Here is a 14,146-nt window from a genome sequence, read left to right on the forward strand (position 1 = left end):
AGGGCAGAACGCAGGGGCTTGGGGATCTTGCCGGAAAAAACGTCCGCTCCGGCTTGCCAACGCAGGTACTTGAGCTTGCCGTCTTTATCGGGAAGAAATCCCAAAAACCGGCCTTCCGACTCAAACGGGATTCCTTGCTTAGGGAACTTGCTCATCTTGACCCCCAGCCTCTGTGTTGAGCTGCCAACAAACCTCTAGGCCATCCAATAACTCCTGTCGCCGCGCTGTGTGCTGACGGATCACACTGCGCACCTGTAGAACAGCCAATGGAGTACTCACCTCCACCCGCAGCCGACCATCTCCTGTACAAATCGCCGGGATCCCCAATTCCATCAGCCGCCGACCAACGCGCCAGCGCTCGCCCAGAGGAATATCCAAAAGATAACCGCGCTCAGAGTCCAGAAAGGCGGGGTTCATGGCCGGGATCAGCACCTCAGAGTAAAGAATAGTGAAGAGATGAAACAAATTCTCAATAGCCTTTCAAAAAAAAGCCAGAGGCCGGAAGCTAGGCAGGCTCAAGCCCACCTGTAGACCCTCTGGCTAGACTCTGCCGTTCATCAAGCCAAAGACCAGGCTATCGTTGGCCAGGAAGTGATGGAGATGGAAAGCGCGATCCTCTGTTTTCAACAGGATTTGCTCGTAGAGGTAGCGAGTGGCCCGATCCCCAAGGCTCTCCGCCTGGGCTGCCTGCCGCCGCAGCAGATCGATGATGGCCTGCTCTGCCGCCAGGTCGTTCATCAACATTTGCCGCGCCCCAAAAGCTCCATCCGGCTCAGGGGTAAAGCAGCAAAGCTGGGCCAAGCCGCTGAAGGTGGCTACCGGCACACCTCCCAGACCTTCCAGGCGCTCTCCCAAGTCGTGGACATGCTCCCTCACCTGCTCGTAATGATCTTTGAAAAGCTGGTGCAGCGGATAAAACTCGGTGCCCTCCACCACGAAGTGATGCTTTTGGTACTGCAAATACAGCCCCTGGAAGCTGGCCAGCAGGGCGTTCATCCCCTCGCAAACCGGCTGGGTTATCTCGGTGCCAAGCAAGACAGGATTGTCGCGCACGCTGTTGAAAGACTGGCGCAGGGTTGAAGTTTCGGACATAAAACTCTCCAGCACAAGTTAAAAGGAGCTGTGAATCCTAGGGCGCCCGCCACAACGGGCCTGGGATCCCTGGGTGTTTGCCTCCAAATCTAGCATAGTGCAGAAAATGGCTCTTGTGAATAACTCTCAATAAACCCGTTGTTGCGGATCCCTTTGGAGTGGGATCAGGGCGCAGACAGATTGGCTCTTGGCTAGGTCAGTCTCCGGTATCGGAAGAAACTTGGCAGTAGGATCCGCCCTGAACTACCTTTGTGGGGCTATCGGCCTTAGGGGAAGAAGCAAGAAGCATGTCTCAGAAAAGCCCATCCTTCTTAGAGAAACTGACTGACCTAACCCGCCAAATTGTTGACCGTGCCCGAGGCATCCCAGAAGCTTCTGAATCTCTCGAGAAGCCAGAAGCCTTTAAGTCTTTCTGGAATTCGGTGTCTCAGATACTACAGAAGGACCTCCTAGAGGCGCAGACAGAGTTGGGCCACTGCAACATCCTGGTCATTGGCAAAAGCGGGGTGGGCAAGAGCACCTTGGTCAATGCAGTGTTTAGAGATGAGCTGGCCCGTACCGGTGTTGGCAGCCCCGTCACCCGCCACATTCGTCAGTATTCCAAGCCAGGTTGCCCAATCACCATCTACGATACACCTGGCATGGAACTAGACGGTGAACAGAATCAGCAAGTTCGCCTGGAGGTTTCCCAGCTTATCGAGGAGCTGCGCTTTAAGGATCCTGAACATCACATCCATGTTGTTTGGTACTGCCTCCACCACGAACTGAAGCGGTTGGAGGAAGTTGAACGCAAATGGCTAAAGGAGTTGGAACTCAAAGACGTTCCCGTCATCTTGGTCTTAACCCAATGCTTGGAATATCCCAATCCTGAAGAGAGCGAGTTTTTCCGGTATTTGCAGCATCAAAATTTGCCTGTCCGCTACATTGTTCCCGTTTTGGCCCGCAACAAGGCGATTAACCGGCAAATTACCATTCCTGCCCACGGGCTGGAGCACCTAATTGGCTGCACGCTAGAGCTTTTGCCGGAAGTGGCTCGCCTTGCCTTTATCCGCCAGCAATTGCTGCGGGTGGATCTCAAAGCCGAGGCTGCCTTTAAGTACGTATCAGGCTATGTGGCCAGTGCAGCGTTTATCGGGGCAGTGCCCCTTCCCTTTGCAGATGCCCCTCTGTTGGTTACAGCCCAAGCAGGCATGATTGCCAATATCAGCTTTATTTTTGGCTTCGAGGCTTCCCCTTCTTTTTACTACTCTTTGATAGCCGCTTTGGCAGGCACTACAATTACAACAGCAATCGGGCGAACGATTGTGTCCAACTTGCTGAAGATGATTCCCGGCCCGGGGATTGTAGGCAGCGCTATCCAATCCACTACGGCAGCCACCCTCACTCTCTCTCTGGGCCTGGCCTATATCGAGCTGATGAAGGCCATCGCCCGCGCCAAAATCCAAGGGATCCAGCTATCTCCAGAAGAGATGAAAGATATCTTTATACGCGAGTACCAAAGTTATGTTGCCTCGGGATCCAAAACTCTGAAAGATGACTTTTCATCCTAGCTTTTGCGTAGGTACTGAATCTAGGGCAGGGGAAGGTCGTGGGGTCTCAAACCCAAAGGTGCCATCGACCAGGTAGAGGGGGCGGCCTTTCACTTCTTCAAAAACGCGGCCTAAATACTCGCCAATCACGCCCAAGCTGATCAGCTGGATCCCGCCCAAAAACAAGATCATCACCGCTAAAGAGGCATAGCCAGGTACATCGGAGCCAAAGAGCAAGGTGCGGATGATGAGAAAAAGGCCATACAAAAAGGCTGGAACCGAGATCGCCAACCCTATGTAGCTCCACACCCGCAACGGCCAAGAGCTAAAAGAGGTGATGCCTTCTATGGCTAGGTTCCACAGCCGCCAGTAGTTCCACTGGGTTTTGCCGCGAAAGCGGGGGGCGCGATCGTAAAAAATGGCCGTTTGCCGGTAGCCCACCCAGGCAAAGATCCCTTTCATAAAGCGGGTGCGCTCTCGCAGCTGTTTAACTGCCTCCACCACCTGCCGATCCAGCAGTCGAAAATCCCCCGTATTGCGCGGGATCCGCACCTGGCTGAGTTGATCAATCAACCAATAGAAGCCGTTGGCTGTAAAGCGTTTTAGCCAGCTCTCCCCGCGGCGGCTGCGACGCACTGCATAAACCACCTGATAGCCTTGCCGCCACTGCTGCAGCATCTCCGGGATCAGCTCCGGCGGATCTTGCAAGTCGGCATCGATGGGAACAACAGCTCGACCAGAGGCGTGATCGAGGCCGGCAGTAAGGGCGATCTCCTTGCCATAGCAACGGGAAAGGTTCACCACTTTGATACGGGGATCCCGACGATGGAAGGCAATGAGCTTTTCCAGCGTGTTGTCTTGGCTGCCATCGTTGACGCAGATAATCTCGTAGGGGATCCCCAGCGGCTCCAAGGTAAGTTGCAGGCGTTCGAACAGGTGTTCCAGGTTGTCCGCCTCATTTTTGCAGGGGACAACAACCGATAATTCAACCAACTCAACCGGGGGCTCAGACAACATCGAGAGGTGTCAGAATCGGGATCCCGTAGTTGGCCATCATTGTGCCATCAGGGGGTGGCCGACATCTCCGCCACAATCGAGCGCAGCTCGTCTTCCGAGATGCGGTAGACCTCGTTGCAGAATTGGCAAACCGCTTCTGCCCCCTTGTCGGTGTGGATCATATCGAGCAACTCGTCCCGCCCCAGCATGCGCAGGGCCCCCTTCACCCGGTCGGAATTGCACTTGCAGTAGAAGCGGATGGTGCGCATTTCCGGCGCAATTTTCAGATCCAAGTCGCCCAGGCAAAGTTGCAACAGCTCCCGCAAGCCGCCGCCACCAGCCAACATCGGGCTAAATTCTTCCACTTTGGCCAAACGGGCTTCCATCTCTGGGATCAGACTGGCCGGCGCCCCTGGCATCAGCTGCAACAACACTCCGCCGGCGGCGCGTACCCGCTGCGAGTCAAGGTTTACCCCCAGAAGGACTGCCGAGGGAATCTGCTCTGAGGAGGAGAGGTAGTAGGTGATGTCGTCTCCCACCTCTCCCGAAACCAGCTCCACCGCGCTGGTGTAAGGCTGGCCATACCCCAGATCCCGCAGCACATGGAGGTAGCCATAGCGCCCAACGGCTTGGCCCACATCCAACTTGCTCTCGGCAGTGAGAGGAAGCTCAATGGCGGGGTTGCTCACATACCCGCGTACCGTGCCATCCAAGCCGGCATCCACCCAGATGTTGCCCAAGGGGCCATTCCCTTTCAGTTGCAGGTTAATCCGCGCCTGGCGCCGCTTCAGGTTGGCCGCTAGCAACAGGGCTGCGCTCATGGCCCGCCCCAAGGCCACTGTCGCCACATAGGAGAGCTTGTGCCGCTCCCTTGCCTCTTGTACCGCCTGGGTGGCCACCAAGCCCACCACTCGGATTTTGCCTTCTGCCGCCGTGGCCCGGATGAGGTGATCCGGCAGAGATGAGGGCGTACCCTCAGAAATACCTTTCGCTCGCTTCAATCGTTCTGACCCAGAGGCATCCGTCATCGCAACCTCAACGCATGTCTTAAACCAAGCCTGCAGGGATCCCCTGGCGACTCAGCCTTCATTCTAAGTGAGTCTAAGTGAGATTGTAGCCCCTCTCTTGCCGGACTTTGGGGAGGGAACTGCCCTGTCGGGGCGGGAATGGGACTGTCCCTTTTCTGGGAGAGATTTTAAGAAGTGTGAAGATCTGAGATGGCAGACGGCAAGCATATCGGAAAATAACTTGCGGGTATGCTCGTCATACTCTTTAAAAAATCGACTTGAGGATGGATATCCATGAGTGTTGTTACGAAATCGATTGTGAACGCGGACGCGGAGGCCCGCTACCTCAGCCCGGGGGAACTGGATCGGATCAAGTCCTTTGTTGCCTCGGGTGAGAAGCGGTTGCGCATTGCTCAAGTCTTAACCGAGTCTCGTGAGCGCATCGTCAAACAAGCTGCCGACCAGCTCTTCCAGAAGCGCCCTGACATTGTCTCTCCGGGGGGCAATGCCTACGGGGAAGAGATGACGGCGACTTGCCTGCGGGATATGGACTACTACCTGCGCCTGATCACCTATGGTGTCATTGCCGGCGATGTCACCCCAATCGAAGAGATCGGCCTGGTGGGTGTTCGCGAGATGTACAACTCTTTGGGCACACCCATTCCGGCGGTGGCCGAGAGCATTCGTCAAATGAAGCAGGTGGCCATGGGTCTGCTCTCTCCTGACGATGCGGCTGAAGCCGGCTACTACTTCGACTTTGTGGTGGGGGCAATGAGCTAATCCCTCATTGTTTTTGCCGCACAACCCTTTGCTGTTCGTCGATTTGGATTTAGGAAGCTCATCATGCAAGACGCAATTACTGCTGTAATCAACAGCTACGATGTTCAAGGCAAGTATCTGGACAGCTCGGCCATGGAGAAGTTGAAAGCCTTCTTCGCCACAGGCGAGCTGCGGGTGCGGGCGGCTGCCACCATCGCGGCCAATGCCTCCACCATCGTCAAGGATGCTGCTGCCAAGGCGTTGCTGTACTCCGATCTCACCCGTCCCGGTGGCAACATGTACACCACCCGTCGCTATGCTGCCTGCATCCGCGACATGGACTACTACCTGCGCTACGCCACCTACGCCATGCTGGCCGGGGATCCCTCCATTCTGGACGAGCGGGTGCTGAACGGGCTCAAGGAGACCTACAATTCCCTGGGAGTGCCCATTGGGGCAACCATCCAGGCCATCCAAGCCATGAAAGAGGTAACTGCCGCTCTGGTGGGTGCTGAGGCCGGCAAGGAAATGGGGGTGTACTTCGATTACATCTGCTCTGGCCTGAGCTAACTCCCGGCGTCATTGCCTCAGGGGAGGTGCATTCTTCAACGAGCACGGCGGGCGATTTGCCACAGGGATCTGGTGTGCTAGCTGAAGTACGCGAGCTTTCTGGGGTGAGTCGCCTGTTTTGCTGGTCAAGATAGCCCATTTTGTTGTTGAGCGGGGATCCCATATCATGCGCATGTTCAAGATCACGGCCTGTGTGCCCAGCCAAACCCGAATTCGCACCCAGCGGGAGCTGCAAAATACCTACTTCACCAAGCTGGTGCCCTATGAGAACTGGTTTCGGGAACAGCAGCGCATCCAGAAATCGGGTGGCCGCATCCTGAAGGTGGAGCTGGCCACGGGTAAGCCTGGGATGGACGTAGGACTGCTGTAGTTCCCCTATTCGTTCGTTGCTTTCCCTCGGATACTGAGAAATAGCCCTCTGCAGATCCGGTATGCCCAGCTCTGGAAGCTCTGTTCTTGGGGTTGGGGTAGCGGATCTGGCCGTTTTGTAGGGGTGGGGGTAGATGTTGCCTGATGTGCCGACCCGGTTGGAGCCAATCATCGCTGCCCACAACCTGAGCAAGGTTTACCCGGTGGCCGTCAAGGATCCCGGAGTGGTTGGCACCCTGCGCCACTTTTTTCGCCGCACCTATCGCCACATCCCGGCAGTGCAGTCCGTGAGCTTTCAAGTTCAGCCGGGGGAGATGGTGGGATTTTTGGGGCCCAACGGGGCGGGCAAGACCACTACCCTCAAGATGTTGACTGGTTTGATCTATCCGTCCGGCGGCACGGTGCAAGTGGTGGGTCATGTGCCTTACCGCCGGGAGCCGGCGTTTTTGCGGCAGATCACCCTGGTGATGGGGCAGAAGCAGCAGCTCATTTGGGATCTGCCGGCAATGGACTCTTTGCGCATCAACGCTGCCGTTTACGAGATCCCTGAGAAGGAGTTTCGGGAGCGGGTGGGGGAGCTGGCGGAGCTGCTCGACCTAGAAAGCAAGCTGAAGCAACCAGTGCGCAAGCTTTCCTTGGGGGAGCGGATGAAGGCGGAGCTGTTGGCGGCTCTGTTGCACCGCCCGCAGATCTTGTTTTTGGACGAGCCCACCTTGGGGTTGGATGTCAACGCCCAGGCCGGCGTGCGGCAATTTCTGAGGGATTACAACCGCCGCTATGGAGCAACGGTGCTGTTGACCAGCCATTACATGGCCGATATTACTGCGCTGTGCCAACGGGTGCTGGTCATCAACGCGGGGCAGCTCATGTACGATGGCGACCTCGAGGCATTGCTGGAGCGCTTTGCCCCCTACCGAGAGGTGAGGTTGAAATTGGCTCGCCCTTGCCCTGTTGCCCAACTGCAGCTCTATGGAGAGGTGCGCACGGACGGGGATCCGGGCAGCTGTGAGGCGCGGCTGTGGGTGCAGCGGGAGCAGCTCACCCAAACGGTGGCCAAGCTCTTGGCAGAGCTGGATGTGCTGGATCTAACGGTAACCGACCCGCCCATCGAGGAAGTGATCGGGCGGGTGTTTGCGGATGGGATCCCTTCGGCCAGCCCATAGGGTCATTTGCAACAGGGTTAGGTTGAGCGTGGGCTCCCTTCTTCCCCAAGAGGAGAGGGGCTGGGGGTGAGGGTCAGCAGCGAAGGATCCCAGCTTTGTTGGAAACGACTGGGATTCCCTAACCCTTCCCTCAGATCTTCTGGGCAGCAGCCTCGCGCTGGTCAGCCGTCGAGCGTGCCGCGTGCAGCGCAGAGTAGAGCTTGTTGAGGGCATTCATGTAGGCTTGGGCCGAAGCGACGATGATGTCGGTGTTGGCGGCATGGCCGGAAAAGATGCGGTCTTCGTGGCGCAGGCGGATGGTGACTTCCCCAATGGCGTCGATGCCGGCAGTAACCGATTGGACAGAAAACTCGATTAACTTGTTGGGGATATTGACGATGCGGTTGATGGCCTTGTACACCGCATCCACCGGGCCTGTGCCCACGGCAGCGTCCACCCGCTCTTCCCCTTCCGGGGTTACCAGGCGCACCGTGGCAGTGGGAGCCTCTCGATTGCCACACACCACTTGGACATGCTCCAGGCGGTAGAGTTCGGGCACCGGGCGAGTTTCGTCGTTAACAATCGCTTCCAGATCCAGGTCGGAGATTTCTTTTTTCTTGTCGGCCAGCTCTTTGAAGCGCAAGAAGGCCTTGTTCAGATCCTGCTCCGACAGCTCGAACCCCAGTTCTTTGAGGCGGGTGCGGAAGGCGTTGCGGCCCGAGTGCTTGCCCAACACCAAGGTGCTCGATTGCAGGCCGATGGTCTGGGCATCCATGATCTCATAGGTCTGGCGGTTCTTCAACATGCCGTCCTGGTGGATGCCGGATTCGTGGGCAAAGGCGTTGGAGCCGACGATAGCCTTGTTGGGCTGCACCAACATGCCGGTGAGGTTGGAGACGAGGCGCGAGGTGCGATAGATCTCCTGAGTTTTGATGTGGGTGAGGGGCTTCTCGGAGTCCACCGGCAGGCCGAAGTAGGGGTTGAAGTAGCTGCGCCGCACATGCAGGGCCATCACCAACTCTTCCAGGGCTGTGTTGCCGGCCCGCTCACCAATGCCGTTGACCGTCACTTCCACCTGACGGGCGCCCTGCTTAATCGCTTCCAAGAAGTTGGCCACCGAGACGCCCAGATCGTCGTGGCCGTGCACAGAAAGGATCGCTTGCTTGATGTTGGGCACGTTCTCGCGGATGCCCTTGATCAGTTGGCCGAACTCCTCCGGCATGACGTAGCCGACGGTATCGGGGATGTTGATGGTTTTGGCCCCCGCCCGAATGGCCGCCTCAATCACCTGGTATAGGAACTCGGGATCGGAGCGGGTGGCGTCCATCATGGAGAACTCCACATCGTCCACGAAGGACTTGGCGTAGGCCACCATCTCCTCGGCAATTTGCAGCACTTCGGCGCGGGTTTTGCGCAACTGATACTTCAGGTGAATGTCGGAGGTGGAGATGAAGGTGTGGATGCGGGGCTTGGCAGCAGGCTTCAGGGCGGCGGCGGCGGCCTCAATGTCCGGCTTTAGGGCACGGGCCAGGCTGCAAATCACAGGGCCATCGGGGGTTCCCACCTGCTCGGCCACCTTCTGCACGGCCTCAAAGTCACCGGGGCTGGCATAGGCAAATCCCGCTTCGATGATATCGACGCCCAGCCGGGCCAACTGCCGGGCAATGGCCAGCTTTTCTTCGGTGTTGAGGGTGGCGCCGGGGCACTGCTCCCCGTCTCGCAGGGTGGTGTCGAAAATGAGTACGTGATCCAAAGCTTGGCCATCAAACGCAGCGACCGCGGCAGCATCCATAACGGTTACTGGGATAACGAAACATTGCCTTACTATTTTGACATTAACTGGCAGGGGTTCTAACCTGGCTCGGGGGAGATTGGGGTGGGCTCTGTTAAATTGCCATTTGGCTTGTTTTCCCTGCGTTCCTCGGCGGCAGAAGGAGATGGAGAAAGGCGGATCCCGAAGGCGCAGGCGAGCAGTTGTTCATACTCTTTCTCATCCCTGAGAGGGCGTTCCCGGCGGCCTTCTGGGGTGGTCTCGATCCACTTAAAAGAGCCATTGGCGCGGGCGGTGAGGGTGACCCGTCCGGTCGGAGTGGCCAGGGTGCAAAGGCGCAGCCGGGTAAACATCGATTCTGGCGAAGTTTGGTGAAAGTGGCACATGGGCTCGAACTCCTGCAGGGAGCGTGGGATCCGATCCAGAAGAAATAGAGTTTTCCAGGTGCGATCCGGCTGTTCCTGCTGAATGAGCCAATAACGGCAAGCAGTGGGATCCCCTGGCCAAGGGGTGAGGCGGTAGCGTCCTTCAGCCTGGGCTTGAATCCCGGGATCCCCCAGCCGCAGCGGTTCGCGAAAGGCATCCCCATACCCCACATCTGCCAGCCAGGCTGTATCGCCAATGTTCACCTGCACAGCCAAGTGGTCGCACTCAGGCCCAAAGCGGACATCGAACTCCGACCGGCTCACCTGTCCTGAGAGTAGGTGTACCGAAAACCCCATCCCCTGCAGGGCAGCGGCCAGCAGGCTGTTCAGCTCGAAGCAAAACCCACCCCGCCGCTCCCGGACAATCTTGTGAAACAGGGGATCCCGCTCCAGGCGAATGGCACGACCCCGATGAATGTCCAGATTTTCAAACGGCACCCGCAGCAGGTGGGCTAGGTGGATCTGGCGGAGGGTTTGCAGGGTGGGCTGGGTGGGGCCAACGTAGCCAATCCGATCCAAGTAGGCCCTGATTTGGGAGGGGGTCAGTGGCTCTAGCATCAGCACAGAAACCGGTTGGCTGCCAAGCAAGCTTTTGGCCTACCCTAGCCTTGCCCCGGATCCCCGGCCAGAGCCAGAAGAACAGTTCACTGGAATCTGAAAGACGGCATCTTTTCCCCGGAGCCGATTTTTCTGTGGCTGTAGGGATCCCTGATGGCCAGGATATGGGCAGAGGATTCTGGTGGACAAACCGGCCAAAGATTGCCCAATATTGTCCACAAGATCGTTCAAAGCAGGTGGGAGCGCTACCGATGGCTGCTGCCCAAAATTTGCCCTCCGATGAGCTTTTTCCCATCACGCTGAAGCTCTTTGCCGTCTATCAAGAAGTAATCGGACAAACCGAGATGCGCCTGCAGGTGAGCCCTGGTACCACCGTCGGGCAGCTGTGCGATCAACTGATCCAGCGCTACCCCAGCTTGGCTCCTTGGCGCTCCCAAACCCGTTTCGGTCTCAACCTCAATTTTGTAGCTGCCGACACCCACCTATCGGCGGGAGACGAAGTCGTTCTGATCCCTCCGGTCAGCGGGGGCTGAAAAGGAGCAAAAGGAGAATGCTACGATAGCGGCAAGAAAAAAAGAAGGCGAAGCGTTACATGGCAGAATACACTCGGTCGATTTCCTTTTATGGGCGGGAAATTGACATCAATATTGGGCTGATGGCCCCCCAGGCAGGGTGTGGGGTTTGGCTGACTTCGGGCGAAACCTCGATTTTGGTTACCGCCACACGGCAGCCAGGCCGGCCTGGCGTTGATTTTATGCCCTTGTTGGTCGATTACGAAGAGCGCCTCTACGCAGCGGGGCGGATCCCAGGGGGATATCTGCGGCGAGAAGGCCGGCCACCGGAACGGGCCACTTTGATCTCTCGCTTAATAGACCGACCCATTCGTCCGTTGTTCCCAGAATGGCTGCGGGATGATGTGCAGGTGGTGGCCACCACCCTCTCGGTGGACGATACGGTGCCGCCCGATGTGTTGTGTATTTTGGGAGCCTCGTTGGCCATTCACGGTGCTCGCATCCCCTTCAACGGCCCGGTGGCGGCGGTGCGGGTGGGCTTGGTCAAGGATGAATTTATCCTCAACCCCACTTATGCCGAAATTGAGGCGGGCGATCTGGATTTGGTGGTGGCCGGCTGTGCCGATGGCGTGATCATGGTGGAAGCCGGGGCCAACCAACTGCCGGAAAAGGATGTGGTGGAGGCCATCGAGTTTGGTTTTGAGGCCATCCAGGAGCTGCTCAAAGCCCAACAGCAAGTCCTGGCGGATCTCAACATCACCCCGGTAGAGCTGCCCCCTCCCCCCAAAAACGAGGAGCTGATTGCCTTTGTAGAAGAGCAGGCTCAGGAGGGCATTCGCTCCATTCTCAGGCAGTTTTTGGACAAGACCAGCCGGGAACAGCAACTGGAGGAGCTCAAGGCCAAGCTGGAGGCCCAAATCCAGGAACGGCCAGAGGGGGATCCCTTGCGGCTCTATCTTCTGGAAAATCCCAAGGAGTTGGACAATCAGTTCAAGGCTCTGCTCAAGAAGCTGATGCGCCAGCAGATCCTGCAAGAGGGGGTGCGGGTGGATGGACGCAAGCTGGACGAGGTGCGACCGGTCTCTTGCCGGGTGGGTTTGATCCCAAGGGTGCACGGCAGTGCCCTGTTCAATCGCGGCCTCACCCAAGTCCTTTCCATTACCACCCTCGGCACCCCCGGCGATGCCCAGGAGCTGGACGACTTGCACCCGGTGGATGAGAAGCGCTACATGCACCACTACAATTTTCCGGGCTTTTCGGTGGGAGAAACGCGGCCTTCACGCTCGCCGGGACGGCGGGAGATCGGTCATGGGGCGCTGGCGGAGCGGGCCTTGGTGCCGGTGCTGCCCAAGGAAGAGGAGTTTCCCTATGTGGTGAGGGTGGTCTCGGAAGTGCTCTCCTCCAACGGCTCCACCTCGATGGGATCCGTCTGTGGCTCCACTCTTTCCCTAATGGATGCTGGGGTGCCGATCAAAGCGCCGGTCAGCGGGGTGGCCATGGGTCTTATCAAGGAGGGGGACGAGGTGCGCATCCTCACCGACATCCAGGGGATCGAGGACTTTCTGGGCGACATGGACTTCAAGGTGGCCGGTACGCGGGCGGGGATCACCGCTCTGCAAATGGACATGAAAATCACCGGCATCACCGTTGACGTGGTGGAACAGGCCATCCGGCAAGCCAAGGCCGGACGCGAGTTCATCCTCGACAAGATGCTGGAGACGATTGCTGCGCCTCGACCCCAGTTGGCCAAAACGGCTCCCCGTCTGCTCACGTTCAAGGTGGATCCGGAGGACATCGGCAAGATCATCGGCCCCGGTGGCAAGACCGTGCGCGGCATCACCGAAGCGACAGGGGCCAAGGTGGACATCAGCGACGACGGCACAATCACCGTGTCTTCCTCGGTGGGCGGCCAGGCGGAGGCGGCGCGGGCGATGATCGAAAATCTGGTGCGGCGGGTGGAAGAGGGGCAGGTGTATTTGGGCAAGGTGACCCGCATCATCCCCATCGGCGCTTTTGTGGAGTTTTTGCCCGGCAAAGAGGGCATGATCCACATTTCGCAACTGGCGGAGTACCGCGTCGGCAGGGTGGAAGACGAGGTGGCTGTGGAAGATGAGGTGGTGGTCAAGGTGCGCAGCATCGATCACAAAGGCCGCATCAACCTCACTCGCCTCGGCATTAGCCCTGAGGAAGCAGCGCGGGTGCGCAACCATCACCACTGAGGCTGCGGTTTTCCCCCAGCAACGGGGGGGCCAGGGATCCCCTCGACAGCCGCCGGCAGCGGCCAAAATGGCAGAGAAAACTCCATCGCGACAGCGGTGCGGAGCGCTTTTTAGCTGGCTCGCGTCTGCACTGCCGTTCGTGTGGTCGCGTCAGCGGTGCAAAGCCCTTTGCAATATGCCGGATCCCGTCCCTCCCTTTCTCGTTGGCCAAGGCTATACTTCTCCAGCTCGACTGTCCCCCTCCCGGCGGCGGCTAGGCTGGGCGTTGGCTTGGGGCTTGGGTTGGGCTGCTCTGCTTAACCTTTCTGCTCAGCATCCTTTGTTGGTGCGGATGGAGAGCGACGCCCAGGAGTGGCTGTACGCTTGGCGTGGCCCTCAGCAGCCTTCTCCCGAGGTGGTGATCGTCGGCATTGATGGTCGTATAGGACTCGATCGCGACAGCGGTGCGGAGCACGTTCCCGCTAACGGGAACAGCGGACAGGGGGAAAGCAATGGCCGCACCAGTGGTGCAGAGCACCTTGGCCAACATCAAGTTGACTTCCTTCTGGAACGGGCCAACTACGCCGGCCTGACGTTGCGTCTACTGGAAGAAGCTGAGGCCAGGGTGGTGGTGCTAAACCTGCCCAGCAGCTTTGTGGTACCTCAAAACCTGGGCAACGAGAACTTAGATGCCCCTCTGCGTCAGGTGGTGCAGCGCTACCCAGATCGCTTGGTCCTGGCCACCCGCAGCAGCGAGAGCTTTGGCCGCTCCGAGATTAACATCTACAACCATTTCCTGCCCTTTTCTTCCCTGCGGCTGGAGTACTTGGTGCCGCCAGAACATGTGCAGGGGGTGGTGCAACATCGGGTAGACAGGGCCGGGATCCTGCGCCAGGCCCAGTTGCGGGGGCTCTACCTGCGCCGCGACAGCCAAGAGGAGCAGATGTTCGCCTCGGTCGAGGCTCTGGCTTTTGCCAAATACGACCCGGAGCGGGCCAGCCGCTGGTTTCGCGAGCGGGGGTTGCAGCCGATCCAATTCAACCCCCTCGGATCCCAGCACGGGATCCCCATCATCCCCATCGAACGGGTTTGCCCTCCAGCTGTTCTCCAGGCAGGATCCGGGTCTGCTGGCTCAGTCGCGACAGCGGTGCGGAGCACTTTGGTCAACCCCAGCCAAGCCTGCCGCGGCCAAGAAGGGATCCCTCCCCTTGACCCCGA

The 14,146-nt window shown here is 58.3% G+C and carries 14 protein-coding genes; 8 read left to right on the forward strand and 6 right to left on the reverse strand.

The genetic code is table 11. The annotated features are described in order from the left end of the window. Positions 1-138: 138 nt before the first annotated feature. The gene (locus NW829_RS03005) at positions 139-417 is read right to left on the reverse strand and encodes an Asr1405/Asl0597 family protein (protein ID WP_414414030.1); all 279 of its coding nucleotides are present in this window, start codon (positions 415-417) and stop codon (positions 139-141) included. 123 nt (positions 418-540) lie between these two features. Then, positions 541-1,092 carry a Dps family protein gene (locus NW829_RS03010; protein ID WP_414328986.1) on the reverse strand — a complete coding sequence of 184 codons (552 nt, stop codon included), beginning with the start codon at positions 1,090-1,092 and terminating at the stop codon, positions 541-543. Positions 1,093-1,514: 422 nt separating this feature from the next. Here NW829_RS03010 and NW829_RS03015 point away from each other — a divergent pair, with 422 nt between their 5' ends. Continuing rightward, positions 1,515-2,642 (forward strand): YcjF family protein, encoded by a 1,128-nt coding sequence (locus NW829_RS03015; RefSeq protein ID WP_414343203.1) that lies wholly within the window; start codon positions 1,515-1,517, stop codon positions 2,640-2,642. On the opposite strand, the gene NW829_RS03020 is transcribed toward NW829_RS03015, so the two are convergent. Continuing rightward, entirely contained in the window at positions 2,634-3,638 is a 1,005-nt protein-coding gene (locus tag NW829_RS03020) for a glycosyltransferase family 2 protein (protein WP_414349686.1), read from the reverse strand. The two genes, NW829_RS03015 and NW829_RS03020, sit on opposite strands and share 9 nt — an antisense overlap. Positions 3,639-3,685: 47 nt before the next feature. Then, a complete protein-coding gene (gene hslO / locus NW829_RS03025) occupies positions 3,686-4,576 on the reverse strand; it encodes an Hsp33 family molecular chaperone HslO (RefSeq protein WP_414388045.1) in 891 nt (296 codons plus the stop codon). A gap of 342 nt (positions 4,577-4,918) precedes the next feature. Here hslO and NW829_RS03030 point away from each other — a divergent pair, with 342 nt between their 5' ends. From NW829_RS03030 to NW829_RS03045, 4 genes are all read left to right on the forward strand, one after another. Further along, positions 4,919-5,404 (forward strand): allophycocyanin, encoded by a 486-nt coding sequence (locus tag NW829_RS03030; protein WP_414331342.1) that lies wholly within the window; start codon positions 4,919-4,921, stop codon positions 5,402-5,404. A gap of 63 nt (positions 5,405-5,467) precedes the next feature. Next, on the forward strand, positions 5,468-5,953 hold the full coding sequence (gene apcB / locus NW829_RS03035; protein WP_011433054.1) for an allophycocyanin subunit beta: 486 nt from the start codon (positions 5,468-5,470) through the stop codon (positions 5,951-5,953). A gap of 166 nt (positions 5,954-6,119) precedes the next feature. Continuing rightward, positions 6,120-6,323, forward strand: coding sequence for a phycobilisome linker polypeptide (locus NW829_RS03040; protein ID WP_011433055.1), 204 nt, complete (start codon positions 6,120-6,122; stop codon positions 6,321-6,323). 133 nt (positions 6,324-6,456) lie between these two features. Next, entirely contained in the window at positions 6,457-7,485 is a 1,029-nt protein-coding gene (locus NW829_RS03045) for an ATP-binding cassette domain-containing protein (RefSeq protein WP_011433056.1), read from the forward strand. A 130-nt stretch (positions 7,486-7,615) separates the two neighbouring features. Here NW829_RS03045 and NW829_RS03050 read toward each other — a convergent pair whose 3' ends face one another. Both NW829_RS03050 and NW829_RS03055 read right to left on the reverse strand, forming a co-directional pair. Further along, positions 7,616-9,256, reverse strand: coding sequence for a 2-isopropylmalate synthase (locus NW829_RS03050; RefSeq protein WP_414416403.1), 1,641 nt, complete (start codon positions 9,254-9,256; stop codon positions 7,616-7,618). A 59-nt stretch (positions 9,257-9,315) separates the two neighbouring features. After that, positions 9,316-10,218, reverse strand: a complete 903-nt coding sequence (locus NW829_RS03055) for an arylamine N-acetyltransferase family protein (RefSeq protein WP_414416404.1) — start codon at positions 10,216-10,218, stop codon at positions 9,316-9,318. 251 nt (positions 10,219-10,469) lie between these two features. Here NW829_RS03055 and NW829_RS03060 point away from each other — a divergent pair, with 251 nt between their 5' ends. The 3 genes from NW829_RS03060 to NW829_RS03070 all read left to right on the forward strand — a co-directional run. Then, positions 10,470-10,751 (forward strand): MoaD/ThiS family protein, encoded by a 282-nt coding sequence (locus NW829_RS03060; protein ID WP_414416405.1) that lies wholly within the window; start codon positions 10,470-10,472, stop codon positions 10,749-10,751. A 59-nt stretch (positions 10,752-10,810) separates the two neighbouring features. After that, a complete protein-coding gene (locus NW829_RS03065; protein WP_011433060.1) occupies positions 10,811-12,949 on the forward strand; it encodes a polyribonucleotide nucleotidyltransferase in 2,139 nt (712 codons plus the stop codon). A 175-nt stretch (positions 12,950-13,124) separates the two neighbouring features. Continuing rightward, on the forward strand, positions 13,125-14,146 hold a 1,022-nt coding region (locus NW829_RS03070), incomplete at its 3' end, for a CHASE2 domain-containing protein (RefSeq protein WP_414416406.1).

The sequence above is a fragment of the Synechococcus sp. R55.8 genome, assembly GCF_047461895.1.
Classification (GTDB): domain Bacteria; phylum Cyanobacteriota; class Cyanobacteriia; order Thermostichales; family Thermostichaceae; genus Thermostichus.